This window comes from Bacillus sp. FSL K6-2971, from assembly GCF_038006405.1.
Lineage (GTDB): Bacteria > Bacillota > Bacilli > Bacillales > Bacillaceae > Bacillus > Bacillus pumilus.
This window is the reverse complement of sequence record NZ_JBBOVD010000001.1, coordinates 3330510-3348294: the sequence shown is the minus strand read 5'-3', so window position 1 is coordinate 3348294 and position 17785 is coordinate 3330510. Positions and strand designations below refer to the sequence as shown.

At 42.1% G+C, this 17785-nt stretch carries 19 protein-coding genes; 9 read left to right on the top strand and 10 right to left on the bottom strand.

Going from position 1 to position 17785, the window contains the following annotated elements:
- Positions 1-3: 3 nt before the first annotated feature.
- The 3 genes from MHI33_RS17985 to MHI33_RS17975 are packed head-to-tail and all read right to left on the bottom strand — an operon-like array spanning position 4 to position 3627.
- On the bottom strand, positions 4-1125 hold the full coding sequence (locus MHI33_RS17985) for a Ger(x)C family spore germination protein (protein WP_340912907.1): 1122 nt from the start codon (positions 1123-1125) through the stop codon (positions 4-6).
- Positions 1122-2216 (bottom strand): GerAB/ArcD/ProY family transporter, encoded by a 1095-nt coding sequence (locus MHI33_RS17980; RefSeq protein ID WP_339160467.1) that lies wholly within the window; start codon positions 2214-2216, stop codon positions 1122-1124. Before MHI33_RS17980 ends, MHI33_RS17985 begins: the two co-directional genes overlap by 4 nt.
- Entirely contained in the window at positions 2203-3627 is a 1425-nt protein-coding gene (locus MHI33_RS17975; RefSeq protein ID WP_340912903.1) for a spore germination protein, read from the bottom strand. The genes MHI33_RS17980 and MHI33_RS17975 overlap by 14 nt, the downstream gene beginning before the upstream one ends.
- A 114-nt stretch (positions 3628-3741) precedes the next feature.
- On the opposite strand from MHI33_RS17975, the gene MHI33_RS17970 reads away from it, so the two are divergent.
- Together MHI33_RS17970 and fumC are read left to right on the top strand one after the other, a co-directional pair.
- Positions 3742-3909: a YvzF family protein gene (locus MHI33_RS17970; RefSeq protein WP_003213147.1), complete on the top strand. Its 168-nt coding sequence runs from the start codon at positions 3742-3744 to the stop codon at positions 3907-3909.
- An 88-nt stretch (positions 3910-3997) separates the two neighbouring features.
- Positions 3998-5392: a class II fumarate hydratase gene (fumC, locus tag MHI33_RS17965; RefSeq protein ID WP_065098049.1), complete on the top strand. Its 1395-nt coding sequence runs from the start codon at positions 3998-4000 to the stop codon at positions 5390-5392.
- 79 nt (positions 5393-5471) lie between these two features.
- On the opposite strand, the gene MHI33_RS17960 is transcribed toward fumC, so the two are convergent.
- Positions 5472-6350, bottom strand: a complete 879-nt coding sequence (locus tag MHI33_RS17960) for a TetR/AcrR family transcriptional regulator (protein WP_065098050.1) — start codon at positions 6348-6350, stop codon at positions 5472-5474.
- Between the two features lie 192 nt (positions 6351-6542).
- Between MHI33_RS17960 and spxO the strand changes: the two genes are divergently transcribed.
- Positions 6543-6707 (top strand): anti-adapter protein SpxO, encoded by a 165-nt coding sequence (gene spxO, locus MHI33_RS17955; RefSeq protein ID WP_278176507.1) that lies wholly within the window; start codon positions 6543-6545, stop codon positions 6705-6707.
- A gap of 20 nt (positions 6708-6727) precedes the next feature.
- Here the strand turns inward: spxO and MHI33_RS17950 are convergent, their stop codons facing one another.
- Together MHI33_RS17950 and MHI33_RS17945 are read right to left on the bottom strand one after the other, a co-directional pair.
- Positions 6728-8059 (bottom strand): HAMP domain-containing sensor histidine kinase, encoded by a 1332-nt coding sequence (locus MHI33_RS17950; protein ID WP_065098051.1) that lies wholly within the window; start codon positions 8057-8059, stop codon positions 6728-6730.
- Positions 8056-8733: a response regulator transcription factor gene (locus MHI33_RS17945; protein ID WP_340912893.1), complete on the bottom strand. Its 678-nt coding sequence runs from the start codon at positions 8731-8733 to the stop codon at positions 8056-8058. Before MHI33_RS17945 ends, MHI33_RS17950 begins: the two co-directional genes overlap by 4 nt.
- A gap of 336 nt (positions 8734-9069) precedes the next feature.
- Between MHI33_RS17945 and MHI33_RS17940 the strand changes: the two genes are divergently transcribed.
- The gene (locus MHI33_RS17940; protein WP_340912891.1) at positions 9070-10440 is read left to right on the top strand and encodes a S1C family serine protease; all 1371 of its coding nucleotides are present in this window, start codon (positions 9070-9072) and stop codon (positions 10438-10440) included.
- 45 nt (positions 10441-10485) lie between these two features.
- Here MHI33_RS17940 and MHI33_RS17935 read toward each other — a convergent pair whose 3' ends face one another.
- On the bottom strand, positions 10486-11331 hold the full coding sequence (locus MHI33_RS17935) for an oxidoreductase (protein ID WP_223252852.1): 846 nt from the start codon (positions 11329-11331) through the stop codon (positions 10486-10488).
- Between the two features lie 111 nt (positions 11332-11442).
- On the opposite strand from MHI33_RS17935, the gene MHI33_RS17930 reads away from it, so the two are divergent.
- The 3 genes from MHI33_RS17930 (at position 11443) to MHI33_RS17920 (ending at position 13192) form a co-directional block, all read left to right on the top strand.
- Positions 11443-11889: a YusW family protein gene (locus MHI33_RS17930; RefSeq protein ID WP_340912887.1), complete on the top strand. Its 447-nt coding sequence runs from the start codon at positions 11443-11445 to the stop codon at positions 11887-11889.
- 148 nt (positions 11890-12037) lie between these two features.
- Positions 12038-12868 (top strand): ABC transporter ATP-binding protein, encoded by an 831-nt coding sequence (locus MHI33_RS17925; RefSeq protein WP_340912884.1) that lies wholly within the window; start codon positions 12038-12040, stop codon positions 12866-12868.
- A 72-nt stretch (positions 12869-12940) separates the two neighbouring features.
- Positions 12941-13192: a YusU family protein gene (locus MHI33_RS17920; protein WP_044140890.1), complete on the top strand. Its 252-nt coding sequence runs from the start codon at positions 12941-12943 to the stop codon at positions 13190-13192.
- Between the two features lie 32 nt (positions 13193-13224).
- On the opposite strand, the gene MHI33_RS17915 is transcribed toward MHI33_RS17920, so the two are convergent.
- Genes MHI33_RS17915 through MHI33_RS17905 form a run of 3 tightly spaced genes read right to left on the bottom strand, consistent with a single transcriptional unit; the run spans position 13225 to position 13999 of the window.
- Complete coding sequence (locus tag MHI33_RS17915; protein WP_044140889.1) at positions 13225-13572, bottom strand: spore coat protein; 348 nt, start codon at positions 13570-13572, stop codon at positions 13225-13227.
- Positions 13573-13583: 11 nt separating this feature from the next.
- Entirely contained in the window at positions 13584-13817 is a 234-nt protein-coding gene (locus MHI33_RS17910) for a hypothetical protein (RefSeq protein ID WP_235355586.1), read from the bottom strand.
- 44 nt (positions 13818-13861) lie between these two features.
- Positions 13862-13999, bottom strand: coding sequence for a YuzL family protein (locus MHI33_RS17905; RefSeq protein WP_003212904.1), 138 nt, complete (start codon positions 13997-13999; stop codon positions 13862-13864).
- Positions 14000-14198: 199 nt separating this feature from the next.
- Here MHI33_RS17905 and MHI33_RS17900 point away from each other — a divergent pair, with 199 nt between their 5' ends.
- Together MHI33_RS17900 and MHI33_RS17895 are read left to right on the top strand one after the other, a co-directional pair.
- Entirely contained in the window at positions 14199-16586 is a 2388-nt protein-coding gene (locus MHI33_RS17900; RefSeq protein WP_340912881.1) for a 3-hydroxyacyl-CoA dehydrogenase NAD-binding domain-containing protein, read from the top strand.
- Positions 16587-16598: 12 nt separating this feature from the next.
- Positions 16599-17774 (top strand): acetyl-CoA C-acetyltransferase, encoded by a 1176-nt coding sequence (locus MHI33_RS17895; protein WP_106067274.1) that lies wholly within the window; start codon positions 16599-16601, stop codon positions 17772-17774.
- The last annotated feature ends 11 nt before the right edge of the window (positions 17775-17785 follow it).

The window sequence follows — 17785 nt, the reverse complement described above, 5'->3', positions numbered from 1 at the left end:
ACTCTATAAGGATTGTGTTGCGCCCTTAGTCCCGAAGTCACGGATTTTCACATTTACTTTGTAACGAATATCTGATTCACTAAAAATTTCATCCCAATGTTTTGCTTCTTTTCGAAAATCCTTCGGGTAGGCAATACTCGCCTTTTGATAGAACCCACAAATATCTGCTTTGATCTCATGCTGTAATTCACCGATGAAATCTTTAACGCTTGTCTCTAATCGACGCTTGACAACGCCTTCAATTTCTCTGAGATACTTTTCATTAAAAGCGTTTTCACGTTCATTCCAATCCTCAGACAATCGTCCATCAAGCTCCACTGACACATCAAATTGATATTTTCCGTTGGCTGATTTATTGGTTTTAATATGGTGCTTGAGTTTGAAAATCTCAAAAGAGTAGATGCTGTGTTCATATTCAAATTCAATGACTCCACCCAGTCCATCTCCAGTTAACAGATTGTATGACTGTACTGCTAACGGAGAGATATTGGTGAGAAATCGCTTATTCTTAATAATAGAGGCTCCATCGATCATTAATTTTCCTTGATCGACGCTGACTTTCGGAATAGCGAAAGATACATTGTTTTGCATGGCAGAAGAAATATCTCCTAATGAGACAGTCTTAAACATGAGAATGGTCGATTTTCTATTCTCAGAAAGATCGTATAAGGTCGTAGAGGCTGGCTGTCCCTCGTCATTGATTTTCAGCATGTCTCCAGGATTCTTAGAGGTCATAAAGACGAGGCCTCCTCTCCTCGTTTCATTGTCTCGAATGAATTGATTAATGACGAGGTCGAAATCATTCTCATTGATGAGTCCCTCAGAAAACAAAAACACCCGTAGCTGCTGTGCGAAAATGCGATGGCTTTTCAGCGCCGTTGTGAGGAATATTTGATGCACAGAATCCCCGTTTGTTTCAATGATTTTCGTAGGGTCTTTGATGTTTGATTCCTGAGAGATCTTTTGAGGAACGAGGACTTGCATAGATACCTTTAATTTATTCCCTTGGTCCCCTTTGTCTACTGCAAATCCAATCGCCATGTTAAGCTCCTCAATATTTGTACTATCCCAGCAACCGCTTAATAGAACCAGCGTCAAAAGAGCACAAGCTGCCTTCTTTTTCATGCTGTTTTCCGCCTCCTTTTGAAAAACACGATAATGAATAAGAGAAACGGGAGAATGCCGAACAGCAGGAAAAAGAGGTTGTTCACATAGGTTAAATAATTTCGCACTGTATCGACATCCTTTGGGAAAATCGCTGCAAAGTAAATGACAATTCCCATTAAAACAAGGACCACTTTTTTAGGAAACTTGGTCAGTTTAGACACCCCGATTGCAGCAAAAAATGTATATCCGACAAAGCTTGTATAAAGCTGAATCAGCCAAACGATAAGCAAAAAGGAGTCAATTCGTTCAATAAAAATCCCCTGAATATCAAATGATTGAAATAAGGCAATGGTCGGCCAAGTCAAAGTCGCCGTTTCTTTCACCGTGAACGCACCAACCACAAGAATATAGGTGAAAATATAGATGATCGCAGGAATCAAAAAGCCGACTGTACCATAAGCAAAGGTGTGTTTTTGCGTGTTCAAATAGGCAGGCATAAACAGAATCATTTCAATGCCTACAAACGAAATGGCTGATGCGTTCAAAGATTTGAAAACAGGGGAGAATCCCTCTCCTAAAACGGGACGGAGGTTATCTAGCTTAAATTCTTGCACGCTCAGTCCGTAAGCGACAAATAAGATGATGAGCGTCACAATCAGAATAAAAGGAAATAGCCTGGCTAAATCACCAATCCCTCCAATGACAAGATAAAAACCAACCAAAATAAAGCTGATCATTGTCATCGCTACAGGTGTGTTTTGAAGCAGAAAGAACTTCACCATTTCCGACATAGCCCGTACTTCATAGCTAGCAACGCCAAGAAAATAAATAATAATCAAGAGGTTGGCAAGCGTGCCAATCCATTTTCCAAGACCCTCATTCGTATAATCATAATATGAGGAGAAGGGGACTTTTTTCATCATCAGGACATTTGCAAAAATAAACACAATGTAAATGACACTCATGAGTAAGAGTGCAATCCAGCCGTCAGGTGTAGCCGCAGCCTGAGCCATTGCTCTTGGCAGAATCATCATACTTGCGCCTAGTGTTGTATTTGCAATAATGGCACTTGCCTGATAGCTTGATATCGACTCTTTATGATTGACCATCTCGTTCTCCTTTCTGTTGATTTCTTAAGGGCAATCGAATAATGGAATTGTCCTCGTTTTTATAGCTGAACACAAAATCTGGTGAGAAATATGGTGTGCCAAAACTTTTTTGCCGTGTGAGATGAGTAAGGAGTACGAGCATAAACAGCACAATCCCGTATAAACCAAAGGTAGCCGCAGCAAACATGGACACAAAGCGGAGCACACGAAAGGACATGCCCATCCCGTATTGAGGAACAGTAAAGGACGCAAGGGCCATCACGCTGACGATAATTACCATGATTGAGCTCACAATATGAGCCTGAACGGCTGCCTGCCCAATGACAACCCCGCCAACAAGTCCGATCGTTTGACCGAGCGGGTTTGGCAGCCTTAAGCCGGCTTCCCGCAGAAGCTCAATCGTCATCTCCATGATGAGTGCCTCCACAATAGGCGGAAAGGGGACATTTTCTCTTGTACTTGAGATCGAAATAGCTAGAGTTGTTGGTAAAAGTCCTTGATGGAACGACACAAGCGCAATATAAATGGCTGATAAAAATAATGTCAGAAAAATTGAGGTAAACCGCAGCATACGAATGAGAGAGGCGGCGATCCATCTTTCATAATAATCATCCGGTGATTGCATAATCGTCGCGAGCGAAGCAGGTACAATTAATACAAAAGGCGAATGATCGACAAAGATGGCGACTCGCCCATTGTTCAAAGCAGAGGCGACTTTATCAGGCCGTTCTGTGTTTTGAATTTGCGGAAAAGGAGAATACACATTGTCTTCAATGAGCTCCTCAAGAACACCAGAGTCTTGTATATCATCAATGGTGACTTGTTTGAGCCGTTTTTTTACCTCTTTTAAAACAGAGGTTTCAACGATACCGTCAATGTACATGATGGTCACTTGGGTGTATTTCTTTTCCCCGATCTTCATGTTACCTGTTTTGAGGTCAGGGTTTTTCAAGCGCTGTCGCACGAGAGCTAAGTTCGTGTTTAAATCTTCAATGAAGCCAACTTTCGGCCCTCTTACGACTGTTTCAGATGTAGAATCCCCTAAACTGCGTTTCTTTGTTCCCTTCGTTTCTAAAATATACGCATGCTGAAATCCATTAATCAGCACCACGCAATGCCCTTCAAAAATCGCATCGACCAATTCTTCAGAGGTCTTCACCGAACGTGTCGTCATCATGGATAAATTAGATTCCAGCTTCTCTTTTGTAAGAGACGTATGATCTTGGAGAAGCAGCTTTAAAAAGGTTTGAATCTCCATCTTTTCGTTCATTTCTTTTATGTATAAATAGTAAACAACCTGCCCGTGAGGCAGCGTTTTTTTCTCATGGACTAAATCATCCATTTCCTTTAATTGAGGGAGAATGACGGAGAGATTATCGTATAAGTGCTCTTTCAATGGAGTCTGATTCAAAATGATCACCCGCCTCAAATAACTTTTTCTTAGCATTACCTGCTTGAAAAAACAATATTCTGTGTTACATTATTTTGTGGTAAAAGAAAGAATGAGGGTTTTGGAGGAAACAAGATGGCACAAATTCGTTTAGCAGGAACAAAAGAGGAGATTGACCGTATTCTACAGTCGTTTGACAAGCATTATGAAGTGACATATACATCAAAGGATTACGGAAAAACGAACCCAAAATACAAATATTCGAAAGATGTCCGCGTTTATATTGAACTAAAATTAAAATAAAGATAAAATTTTAATTGAAAACGCTTAAAGGATTTTGGTTTTTTGTATAGAATAGAGTTGAGTGTATAAAGCTATGGAGGGATACATAATGACAGAATTTAGAATCGAAAAAGATACAATGGGCGAAATCAAGGTGCCAAAGGACAAGTTCTGGGGTGCACAAACACAACGAAGCAAAGAAAATTTCAAAATCGGTTCTGAGAAAATGCCAAAGGAAGTTGTGAATGCGTTTGCAATTTTGAAACGTAGCACAGCGATTGCCAACGAACGTCTTGGCAACCTTGAGAGCGAAAAAGCAGAAGCAATTGCTGCTGTATGTGATGACATCATCAGCGGAAAGTATGACGAGCATTTCCCGCTTGTTGTATGGCAAACAGGTAGCGGGACACAAAGTAACATGAATATGAACGAAGTCGTTGCAAATAGAGCAACTGTTTACTTGAAAGATAAAAATAGTGAGTTCAGCATTCATCCGAATGATGACGTCAACCGCAGCCAAAGCTCAAATGACACATTCCCAACTGCTATGCACGTGGCAGCTGTTTTAGCTGTGTACAAAAAATTATTGCCTGCGATTGATCAATTAAGAGCGACTCTTGATGAGAAAGCAAAAGCATATCAAGAGATTGTTAAAATCGGTCGTACGCATTTGCAAGACGCAACTCCACTGACAGTAGGTCAAGAAATTAGCGGCTGGGTGTACATGCTGGACCGTTCAAAAGAAATGATTCTAGAATCAACTGAAAAAATGAGAGAGCTTGCGATTGGCGGAACAGCTGTTGGTACAGGAATTAACGCACATCCTGAGTTTGGTCAATATGTCGCTGAGGAAATCAGCAAGCTGACAGGTCAAAAATTCAATTCTTCACCAAACAAATTCCATGCGCTGACAAGCCATGATGAAATTACGTATGCACACGGTGCCCTAAAAGCACTTGCAGCTGATCTAATGAAAATTGCCAACGATGTGAGATGGCTGGCAAGTGGTCCTCGCTGCGGAATTGGTGAATTGATCATTCCTGAAAATGAGCCAGGAAGCTCCATTATGCCAGGTAAAGTCAACCCAACTCAAAGTGAAGCTTTAACAATGATTGCAGCACAGATTATGGGGAATGATGCAACGATCGGTTTTGCTGCCAGCCAAGGAAACTTTGAGCTGAACGTATTTAAGCCGGTTATCATCTATAACTTCTTGCAATCAGTTGAATTACTTGCTGACGGTATGAACTCATTCCATGACAAGTGTGCAGTTGGAATCGAACCAAACCTAGAAACAATCGAGAAAAACTTGAACAATTCATTGATGCTTGTGACGGCACTTAACCCGCACATCGGATATGAAAATGCAGCGAAAATTGCAAAGCTTGCTCACAAAGAAGGTTTAACGTTAAAAGAAGCAGCACTTCAATTAGAGCTGTTAACAGAAGAGCAGTTTGAAGAGTTTGTGAAACCAGAAGAAATGGTGACACCGAAAGCAAAATAAGAACCAGGGGCGGCTGCCCCTGGTTTTTTTCATTGAACGTGATGTGGACAAAAATGAAACCAAGGTTGTGCCTTGGGTTCTACAAATGATCTTCTTTCAAAATACGCAAAAGTGATTCAGAGTGGGTTTGGAGCGGTGCGTATAATTTTAATTGATGCAGCATGCCTTTCACGATGACTTGTCTAGGTTTCTGTTTGTTTAATTCATTTTCTAGAATGCCGAGTGCTTCAAATAAATCAGGCTCGTCTTTCACTTCATAGTGTGCTTCAGCCTGCTCTCTTAATTCTTTTAAAAGAGATTCTGTCAGCGGGTCGAATGACCGTTCATAAATAGGACCAAACCAATCGCTCGCTTGATCTACAGAGATGAGCGGAAGATCATGTCGCTCCATCATACCGCCCATCAAATCATCGATACGGTGAATCATCGTTGCGGCTAGCTCCTCAGCCTCTAGCTGAAAATCATATAAAATCGCAAGCTCGAAATAAACGTGGCTCATTCCCTCAATCGTCAAACAAAGATCAGCCATATAAGGAATCGCTGCATCTCCATATACCTGCTTAATGTTATCAATGTGAAGCTGAATGGTGGCAAGTCTGATTTGTTTTGCGAGCTGCTGCGTTTCTTCATTCATTGGCAGTGCTCGATCGCTCAGCTGCATTTTAATAAAATCCTTTTGCTGCAAGATATTATCGTAGTAGACAGTGAGCTGCTTACGGTAGGCTTCCTTTGGTGTGCCTCCCTCTGTTTGAACCTCATGGATCCGGGTAAATACCTTATCGTAATAGTAATGTAAGATTGAAATGAGCAGTGCTTCCTTTGATTTAAAATAAAGATAAAAAGCACCCTTTGACATGTGGCATTCATCCGCAATTTCCTGAACAGACGTTGTATTGTAGCCTTTACTGGCAAACAATTTCATGCCGGCCTCAATGATCATTTTCTCTTTCTTCTTCAATATGAATGTCATCCTTTCTTACCGAGAGACAAATGTCTTAGGAAACGTGCGCAAAGAGATGTGACTTATCGGTCATAAACGACGAAAGTTTTCAAAAATTAATCAGATTGTAACTTGTTTTTTACAGTGTAATTCTTTATATTATAAAGTAAGGTGACCAACTGGTCAAAAAATGTGAAAGGATGATGTTCCATGAGAGAAATCGATGATATGATGAGACGCTTGCAAACAAAAGGAATTCAAGTAGAAAAAGTCAAAATGCCGAAAGAGACAACCATTGAAAAGAAATGGATGTATCAAGCTGGCAAGAAAATCAAAGCCACATACCGTGATTTCAATGGGTATTCATTCATCTAAAAAAGACTGCGATCAAAAACCTACAGTCTCTTCTTTGGTACCGTGATCGTATAACGTACACCTAGATCATCATTTTCAATTGATATAGACGCTTGATGCATGGAGAGAATTTTTTTGACAATGCTTAATCCAATACCGAATTCGCCCTTTTTTCCCTTACTAAAAGGTTCGTATAGGTTGGATAGCATATGTTCTTCAATTGGAGGACCGTCATTACGAATAACAATGCGTATTTGATCCTCTTCCTGTTTCATTTGAATATCAATTTTCCTTTTTGCGTAGCGAAGTTGATTTTCTAGTACATTCTCAAATAATTTGCTCCATTGTTCTGGATCGCCTTCAAGAGTAGCCTCATCATCTAAGTCCACGTTCCACTGTAATTCATTTTTCGACCAGCGTATTCGGTCGACCACTTCCAGCATCGTATTACTCAGTAGGAAGGAAGCATGTGCAGGGTGTTGATTTGATAAATAATCAAGCTTTGTTAAGTACAGCAAATCCTTGATTTTCTTCTCAAGCTTTTCCGCTTCACCTTCAATGACTTCCACCGTTTGTTCAAGATCTCCCTTAGGAAAAATACCATCTTTAATCGACTGCGTATAGCCGCGGATGACCATGACAGGTGTCTTTAAGTCATGTGATATATTTTGCAAAAGAGTCCGTTCTGTTTCATCCTTTTGAATGAGTTTTTGTCTCATTTCTTCAATGGTATGACCAAGCTTTCCGATTTCATCTTGCCGGTCAACGATGACAGGATCGTCCCAGTCCTCTTGTGCAATCCGCTTCACGTGCTTTTCAAACGCAACGATTGGACGGGATAAGTAGCGGGCAAGCCAAATCGATGGAATCCAGCTTAATAAAATAACGGTGCCCAAGATAAAGATCAGCTGTTTAAACAGCGTAAAGGACAGGTCATCTCGATAAGAGTCTGGCGCATAAGACAAAAGAATATATTGTGTATTGCCTGTTGATACTTTTTTGATGACAAAAAAGATGTGCTGGCCATTCACCTCTTCAGAATAGCGTTTCGTTGCGCTTTTTTGTTTTTTCACAAAGGATTGGATTTTCTCAATAAAGGCGTGCGGGAAAAACTGCGCCATTTGGTTTAATTCATCTGACGGAATCAGAATGTGCTGCACCGAGCGGTTTTCAGGTGTCGACTTTGGCGAGCCGTCTCGGTTCAACGGATATTCTGTGAGAACCTGTTGTTCATTTTCGATATTTTTATAAATTTCATTCGTGAAAAAATTTCGTAATGTATTGGAAAATAGAATGATCAGGACAATCGAGATGGTGAGCAAAATACCAGAGATGACGATCCAAATTTGAAAAGCGAGTGGTTTGTTCTTCATCCTTTTAGCATCCTATAGCCAAATCCATAGATGGTCTCGACCTTTAAGTCGGGCATTTTTTTGCGCAATCGTCTGACAAGGTCATCCACCACACGATCTGTCCCGAAGTAATCGTGTCCCCAAATTTTGACGAGAATATCTTCACGAGAAAAAGCATGTCCTTGATGATGTGTAAATATAAGCAGCAAGTCAAATTCCTTAGAAGTTAAGTTAATCAGCTGATCTCCTTCATACACCTCTCTTACATCCTCATGAATGACATAGGAGGAGACGGGTGTGACACTTTGCTGCTGCGGAGTATCGCTGTTTTTGTACACAAGCTCAAGCAGCTTTTGCACCCGAATGATCAGCTCGCGCGGAAGAAACGGCTTCGCAATATAGTCACTGCTTCCTAGCTCTAAACCGAGGACACGATCAATATCTGCGTCGCGTGCTGAAATGAAAATGACCGGTACGTCAGGTGATGCGGCTTTGATTTCTTTAATCAGTGTGTAGCCATCTGTATCAGGCAGCATGATATCTAAAATCCATAGATGCGGCGGCTTATTCATTGCTTCGCGTGCCGCTTCTCCGGTTAAAAAAGAGGAGACATTCCAATTTTCACTTTCTAAATATTTGGTTAAAAGTTCGTTTAAGTTTTGTTCATCTTCCACTAAATAAATGGTGTACGACAAAGTCTTCCACATCCTCTCACCGTCATTATAACGGGATACAAAGGCGGCATGTCAACAATCACATGCTTTTTTCACAATTTCACATATTCTTCTCATCATTATCCCATAATGTTTGTTTATGATAAGCTCAAGGGAAAAAAGGGCATAGATAAAAGGCAGATCAATAGGTGCTTTTCACGAATGTGCGCACCTTGCTTTTTTTCTATGAATAAGTATTATATAATTTGACATATTGTCATGTAGTATTTTCAATGATGTTGCCATTAAGAGGACATGAGTCCGATCTACACATATGAATCAAGCAAGTCATGAACATGATGTAAAGGAGTGTAAGCGATGGATTTCCGAAGAGAAGATGAAGAGAAGAAGCTGAATCAACAAGAAGATGTACATCAAGAGAATGAGAAACAAATAGACGAACCTGAAAAAGAAAAGGAACTCGTTTTTCAACCTCATGAAAAAGAAGCTTCTGCCACTCAGGAGAGTGTGACAAACCATTCTCCTCAAATGGGGGATGACCGTGTGTCGAAAAAGGAGAAAAAGCGGAAAGCAGCATGGCTCAGTCCGATCCTTGGAGGAATTATTGGCGGAGGCCTTGTGCTTGGCATTACACCGCTTTTGCCGCAGTCACAGGACACAGCAGCAAACACTCAAACGCAAACAGCGTCAAGTGAACCTGCAGCTTCTGAAAATTTCTCAACAAAACAAATTACCAATGCCACGAATGTCTCTGATATGGTAGAAGATTTAGAGCCAACCATTGTGGGAGTCTCAAACTATCAATCTACCCAAAATTCGTTTGGCCTTAGCGGTGATTCAACAGAAGCTGAAGCTGGAACGGGTTCTGGTGTCATCTTTAAAAAAGATGGCAAAAAAGCGTACATTATTACAAATAACCACGTAGTCGAGGGTGCCAATAAACTGAAAGTCACACTTTATGACGGAAAAACAAAAGAAGCGAAGCTTGTCGGCAGTGACGTGATGACAGATTTAGCTGTTGTAGAAATCAATGCAGACGGCATTGATAAAGTGGCGAGCTTTGGTGATTCTTCTAAGCTCCGTGCTGGGGACAAAGTGATCGCAATTGGGAACCCGCTTGGTGCCCAGTTCTCTGGTACTGTGACAGAAGGGATTATTAGTGGTCTTGATCGTACAGTTGAAGCGAACACATCGTCTGGTACGGTGGAAATGAATGTACTGCAAACAGATGCAGCGATCAATCCAGGGAACAGCGGTGGACCGCTTATCAATACAGATGGTCAAGTCATTGGTATCAACAGCTTAAAAATTAGCGAAAGCGGTGTGGAATCACTTGGCTTTGCAATTCCAAGTAACGATGTCAAACCGATTGTAGATGAGCTGTTGAAAAACGGAAAGGTTGAACGTCCTTACCTTGGCGTACAAATGATTGACCTTGAGCAAGTGCCTGAAACGTATCAAGAAAATACGCTCGGCCTATTTGATAAACAAATCGGCAAAGGGATTTACGTAAAGGATGTATCAAAAGGATCACCTGCACAAAAAGCAGGCTTGAAGTCTGGAGATGTCATCATCAAGTTTAAAGGAAAAAACGTGGCGAATAGCTCTCAGCTGAAAGAAATTTTGTACAAAGAAACAAAAGTCGGCGATAAAACGACAATGACTGTTATTCGTGAAGGGAAAAACAAGAACCTAGACATTACCCTCGGACAGTCTGAAACTGAATAAATGAAAAAACAGGTGGACGTTAAAGGTCTACCTGTTTTTTTATGCTTATTTTTTTGAAGAGAGTGTACGTAATATGATCTTTTCCCACATGCTCCAAGGCAGGAGCTGCTTTGCTGTAAATGAAAACCGCACTCCTTTCCCAATTGGATATCTCAGCTTTTTCAGTCGCTTCTTCTCGGCTAATCGAATCACAAGATCTGCGACTTCACGCGGGTCCCCGTAGTTTGATTTCTGGGCATTGATATGAGCCATCATTTTTTGATAGATGTGTATGTATTTCGAGCCTTCCTCTGGCTGCAACATGTGCTCGTTCATAGACGTGTTCCAAATATTCGTTTGGAAAGAGCCTGGCTCGATCAAGGCTACCTGTATACCGAACGAGGCCAGTTCAATGCGTAAGCTCTCTGTGTAGCCCTCTAAAGCAAACTTGGAGGATACATAAGGAGAAAGTGCGGGCATTCCCATTAATCCGCTGATGCTACTCATATTGAATATCTTTGCACCATTTGTCATCAGCGGAAGGACGGCTTGTGTCACTTCCATGACTCCGAAGACATTGACATCAAATTGGTGGCGGTACGTGTTAACTGGAACCTCTTCAGCAAAACCCGCATAGGCTGTTCCCGCATTGTTGACAAGCAGGGTAATGGGTGCGTAAGCATGTAGCTTTTTCTGAAATGCTTGAATTGACTGCGTGTCTGTCACATCTAATGCTTCAATATGTATCGATGCGGATAACGAGGCTTGCTCGATTTCTTCAGCAAGCTTTTTTGCATTGGCTTCCTGCCTGACACCTGCAATCACTTTATAGCCTTGCTTGGCGAGACCTATCGTGATGAGCTTGCCAAAGCCGCTATTGGCACCAGTTACAATGGCTGTCCTTTTCATCATCTCGTACCTCCTTTTTGTTTCAATTTACCATAGCCCGCTCTTTTATTGAATAACGAAAAGAAGGATGGAGAAGAATAAAAAGCGATGATAAGAAATAGGAGGTAGCACATGATGTGTTGGAAGAAGGCGGGACAAATAGGAGTGCTGCTTTTTATGCTGTCTGGCTGCCAATCGATTGAGCCGCTCCAGCAAACAAAGGAAGCAGAAGCAGAGAGTCTCTCAGCGGTTCAAATGAAGGAACTTCCATTTGAGCATCTCCACCTGTATGTTCAATACGGGCAGAAAAGCGAATTATACGAAGCCACCTATCGTCAGGCGAAAGGAAAAGAAGAAGCACTTATTCGTGATCATATGAACGGTGTCCGCTATGAAGGTGAAGAAGCATTACGCGAGATGAAGATGAAGCTAAATGATATGTCGATTCCTAGTGCGAAGATCAATGAAACGTATGTAAATGAGCTATTAGCTGCTTTTAATTTAGACGATGATTATCAGCGAATTCAGGTCGATATTAAGCTTGAAGATGGGACCAAACGTACATTCCAAAAGAAGAAGTAAAACGGAACTTTCTCATTTTTTAATTGAAAATGATTTTCAAGATCACTTAAATCTGATACACTAAATTGAGATAAGTGATCTTTTGCGTCTATATATAGACGATATTTCATATAAAAAATTTGCATGAGAAAAGGAGCGTTTGAGCGGAATGAGTGCCATTTCTACTGAAGCTTTAAGCTTAGGCTACGGAGAAACAATGATCATAGATGAACTAAATGTATCAATCCCTAAGGGTGAAATCACAGTATTTATTGGCAGCAATGGATGCGGTAAATCCACGCTACTTCGCTCTTTGGCCCGTCTCATGAAGCCAATGGGTGGTTCTATCCTGCTTGAAGGTCATTCCATTGCCAAATTACCAACAAAGGAAGTAGCGAAACAGCTCGCCATTCTTCCGCAAGGACCAGAAGCGCCAGAAGGATTAACCGTGCATCAGCTAGTGAAGCAAGGCAGATATCCTTATCAAAATTGGCTGAAGCAGTGGTCAAAGCAAGACGAGGAAGCAGTGAATCGTGCACTGAAGTCAACAAAGATGGAAGACCTTGCTGATCGAACGGTCGATTCATTATCAGGTGGACAAAGGCAGCGTGCATGGATTGCGATGACGTTAGCGCAGGAGACGGATATCATTTTGTTAGATGAGCCGACGACGTATTTAGATATGACGCATCAAATTGAAATTCTCGACCTTCTGTTTGACTTAAATGAAAAAGAGCAGCGCACGATTGTCATGGTTCTTCATGACCTGAATCTCGCATGTAGATATGCTCATCACCTTGTAGCGATTAAAGACAAGACGATTTATGCAGAAGGAAGACCAGAAACGGTCATTAATTGTGATCTTGTGAAAAATGTCTTTGATATGAACTGCCAAGTGACAACAGATCCTCTATTCGGAACTCCATTATGTATTCCGCATGGCAGAGGACGCTGTATTGTGCAGCAAGCGCAAGCGGAGACATTTCTCGCTGCAAGATAATCGTATGTCAAAAGCCTGACATCTGTTACGTACAGAGTCAGGCTTTTTTCTGAAAAAAGGAGCGGAAGATCAATGGGAAATGAACTAGACGAAAAGCTGGAAGGCTTGCTTGAGAAATATACTGAGCTGTTGCTTGGCGAATCAACAGACGCACTGAAACAAGATGTGAAACAGTGGGTAATCTATTCTCATATTGCAAAAAGTATGCCGCCTCTAGCAAAGCACTTTAATGAAACGTATCCAGAGGCTAAGGAAGAAATCAAAGAAACAATTCAGCGGATCAAACAAATGAACGAAGCTCATCGAGCGAATCAAGATCGCTAAAAAACTGCCAGCTCCATACTGGCAGTTTTTCTTTATGACATCTGTGATGGTCCGTATGGAGATTGTTCTGTCAGTGTTTGCTGGAATTTCTGGTGTGCCTGCTGGAGCTTTTGCTGCTCAGCGGCTTCAACAGAATACCACCCATATCGGAACATGACATCATATAAATGTCTTTGTGTTTTCTGAGTTTCTAGTGCAATTCGCTGAATATCCTGATAAAGAGATTCATGACTGAATTCATTGAGCGCTGTGTTGTATCCGCTTGTCATATATTTTTCAGTCGACAAGAGATCTGTGACAAAATCACGATCATTCATGTTTGTTGTCGTGGGAACCGGAGTTTGAAGATTCCCGATTTTTTGTTGGTTTTGTTGTTCCATGTTTTTTCCTCCTATTGCATAAAGCCAGTAGACTGGCCTTGTCCTGAGCTGCCTAAATGCTGAAGAATTTGTGTGTAATGCTGATGGTGCATTTGGCCCACTTGATTTAATTCTTGTTTCAATGTTTGTTCCTGGCAATGCTCGGCCATAAAGTGAGCCTTTTTCATAGCGATCAAGTTCCAATTCAGCATATCCTCTAAGTACAAGGAATCCTTCACTGAAATGACTTGCGGGGGCATATTCATTTGCTGATTGTTCAAGGTGTGTTCCTCCTTACGATTTTGTTTCCTTACTGATTCTTTTTATATTGTTGATTTTGACTAGTCTTTTTGCCGCCTAGGTCTGCTTCCTGTGATGGACCTGCGTTTCCTTTTACACTTGCAGCACTTACGCCTGCTTTCGATGGGTTTTTCTTCAAACGAGACATGTGGACATCACCTCCATTCTTACAATGCCCTCTCATCTTTAATTCATACGCCGCAAAGTAAGGCACATGAGAATGTGTAAATTTTTGAAATCCGCTCTTGAACTGTTTCGGAAAATCTTTTAAGATAAAGAAAGAGGCATTGCTTTTTTTTGGACAAAAAATGAATGACTATTCATTCAAAATGTTTAGGGGGATATATATGGGCAAACATATTCGCAAGGCGGCTGTCATTGGTTCAGGTGTCATGGGCTCAGGCATTGCTGCGCATCTAGCCAATATCGGGATACCAGTAACATTGCTAGATATTGTGCCAAACGAACTGACAAAGGAAGAAACGGCAAAAAAGCGAACGCTTGATCATCCTAGTGTTCGGAATAGATTAAGTCAAGAAGCGATGAAAAAATTGTTAAAGCAAAAGCCAGCACCTCTTACTTCAGCAAAAAACCTATCATACATCACACCGGGAAATCTCACAGATCACCTTTCCTTATTACATGATGCTGACTGGATCATTGAAGTCGTCACTGAAAAGCTCAGCATTAAACAACATGTATTCTCTCTCATCGACGAACACCGCAAAGAAGGCAGTATCGTATCAAGTAACACATCTGGAATTTCGGTTGAAAAAATGGCAGAAGGCCGATCAGAGGGATTTAAACGTCACTTTTTAGGTACACATTTTTTTAACCCAGCTCGTTATCTAAAGCTTTTAGAAATCATTCCTATTCAAGAAACAGATCCAGAAGTACTCCAATTTATGAAAACGTTTGGCGAGGATGTACTTGGTAAAGGCGTCGTTGAAGCGAAAGATACGCCGAACTTTATTGCCAATCGTATTGGTACTTATGGACTCCTTGTGACAGTGCGTGAAATGCTTGAAAACAAATACACCATTGGAGAGGTTGATTCGGTCACAGGACCCCTCATTGGAAGACCGAAAAGCGCGACTTTCCGTACTCTTGATGTTGTAGGGCTCGACACGTTTTTCCATGTAGCCCGCAACGTATATGACCAAGTAGAAGGAAAGGAAAAAGATATTTTCCAGCTGCCTGAGTTTATTGAACGAATGCTTGAAAAAGGATGGATTGGCAGCAAGGCAGGGCAAGGATTTTATCAAAAAAATGGAAAGTCCATTTTAGAACTTGACCCTGTGACGCTCACATACGGAGAACGAACGAAACTTAAAGATCCAGGCATTGAGATGGCAAAGCAGCAAAAGGGAACGAAAGCGAAATTGAAAGCGCTTATTTATCAAGATGGCCGTGCAGGACAATTGCTCTGGAACATGACGGCACCTGTGCTCCTTTATTCAGCTCAGTTAACAGGCGAAATTGCGGATGATATTCAGTCCATCGATAACGCAATGAAATGGGGATTTGGCTGGCAGCACGGTCCATTTGAGCTATGGGATGCAATCGGTGTGAAAAAAGCAGTCGAACGCATGGAAGCAGAAGGACACAGCATCCCGCAGTGGGTGCAAGACATGCTGTCAGAAGGACACGATACATTCTATCAAGAGAATGCTGATGGAGAGCGTGCGTTTTATCACAATGGGGCTTATGAACAGGAAAAAGGAAACGACAAGAATATTTCCTTAGCGAGATTGAAAAAGAAGCAGGGCGTGATTTTTAAAAATGCTGGTGCGAGCTTGATTGATATCGGTGATGATGTCGCCTTGCTCGAATTTCACTCCAAAAGCAATGCCATTGGACTAGATGTCATTGACATGATCAATCGCGCTGTCGATGAGGTGGAACAGAATTATAGAGGGCTTGTCATCGGAAACCAAGGGAAGAACTTCTGTGTTGGTGCTAACCTTGCTTTGATTTTAATGGAAGCTCAGGACGATAATTTCTTTGAAATTGACTTTGTGATCCGCCGCTTCCAGCAGGCAATGATGAAGGTGAAATATAGCGACCGTCCAGTCGTTGCTGCTCCGTTTGGTATGACACTCGGAGGCGGAACTGAGGTTTGTATGCCGGCAGCAGCTATTCAGGCGTCCAGCGAATCATACATGGGTCTTGTCGAAGCGGGAGTTGGACTGATTCCAGGCGGCGGTGGAAACAAAGAATTATACCTTCGCCATCTTCAAGGATCAGCTAAGCCGCCAGAGACCGCTATACAAGACGCCACGATGAAAACATTTGAAACAATTGCAATGGCGAAAGTGTCCACTTCGGCAGAGGAAGCGAGGGATATGAACATGCTTCGCGCGAGTGACCGAATCAGTATGAACGGAGATCACCTGATCTATGATGCGAAACAACTTGTGCTCTCTCTTGATGAAGCGGGTTATCGTGCGCCGCTCAAGCAAAAGGTGCCCGTCATGGGAGAAACAGGCTATGCAGCAATGATATTGGCGGCCGAAAATATGAGATTGTCTGGATACATTTCAGAGCATGACATGACCATTGTTAAAAAATTAGCTCATGTTATTTCCGGCGGGAAACTGCCATTTGGAACAGAGGTAGAGGAGCAATACTTATTAGAGCTTGAAAGGGAAGCCTTTTTAAGTCTTGTAGGAGAAGTGAAATCACAAGCACGCATGCAGCACATGCTCGTCAAAGGAAAACCTTTACGTAACTAAGGGGGAGTCAAAATGAGAGAAGCAGTCATTGTCGCTGGCGCGAGAACACCAGTAGGGAAGGCGAAAAAAGGATCGTTAAAACATGTTCGGCCTGATGATATGGGCGCATTGTGTGTAAAAGAAACAATAAAGCGTGCCGGTGATTACGACGGACAGATAGATGATTTGATCATCGGATGTGCAACACCAGAAGCAGAGCAGGGGTTAAATGTGGCTCGTAATATTGGAGCATTAGCAGGGCTTCCGTATACAGTACCTGCGATCACCATTAACCGCTACTGCTCATCTGGTCTTCAGTCAATCGCTTATGCGGGTGAACGAATCATGCTCGGTCAGGCAGAAACAATCTTAGCCGGTGGAGTCGAATCGATGTCACAGGTGCCAATGATGGGTCACTCCATTCGTCCGAATGCTCATTTGGCAGAGCAAGCGCCTGAATACTATATGAGCATGGGACACACGGCAGAGCAGGTGGCGCAAAAGTATCAGGTCACACGTCAAGATCAGGACGCCTTTGCGGTAAGAAGTCATCAAAAGGCAGCCAAAGCATTACAGGATGGAAAGTTTTCAGATGAAATTGTATCCGTTGATGTAACAGAGCGTCGGGTAGGGAAGCAATATCAATTAGAAGAACATCAATTCAAGTTTTCACAGGATGAAGGCGTGAGAGCAGGGACAACGGAAGAGATTCTTTCTACTTTGCGTCCGGCTTTCTCGACAAAAGGCACGGTGACCGCAGGAAACTCTTCACAAACAAGTGACGGCGCTGCATGTGTGATGATGATGGATCGTGAGAAAGCATCCTCACTTTCCCTTCAGCCTCTTGCCAAGTTCCGGGCGTTTGCTGTTGGTGGTGTACCGCCTGAGGTGATGGGAATCGGTCCGATTGAAGCCATTCCGCGTGCGCTGAAAATCGCTGGACTTGAGCTGAAGGATATCGGGCTGTTTGAATTAAACGAAGCGTTTGCCTCTCAGGCCATTCAAGTCATTCGTCATTTAGGAATCGATGAAGAGAAAGTGAATGTCAATGGCGGGGCAATCGCGCTAGGACATCCGCTCGGCTGTACAGGAACGAAACTGACACTGTCACTCATTCATGAAATGAAGCGGCGAAACGAGCAATTTGGCATTGTCACAATGTGTATCGGCGGGGGCATGGGAGCAGCAGGAATTTTTGAATTGATCTAAAGGGGGAAATC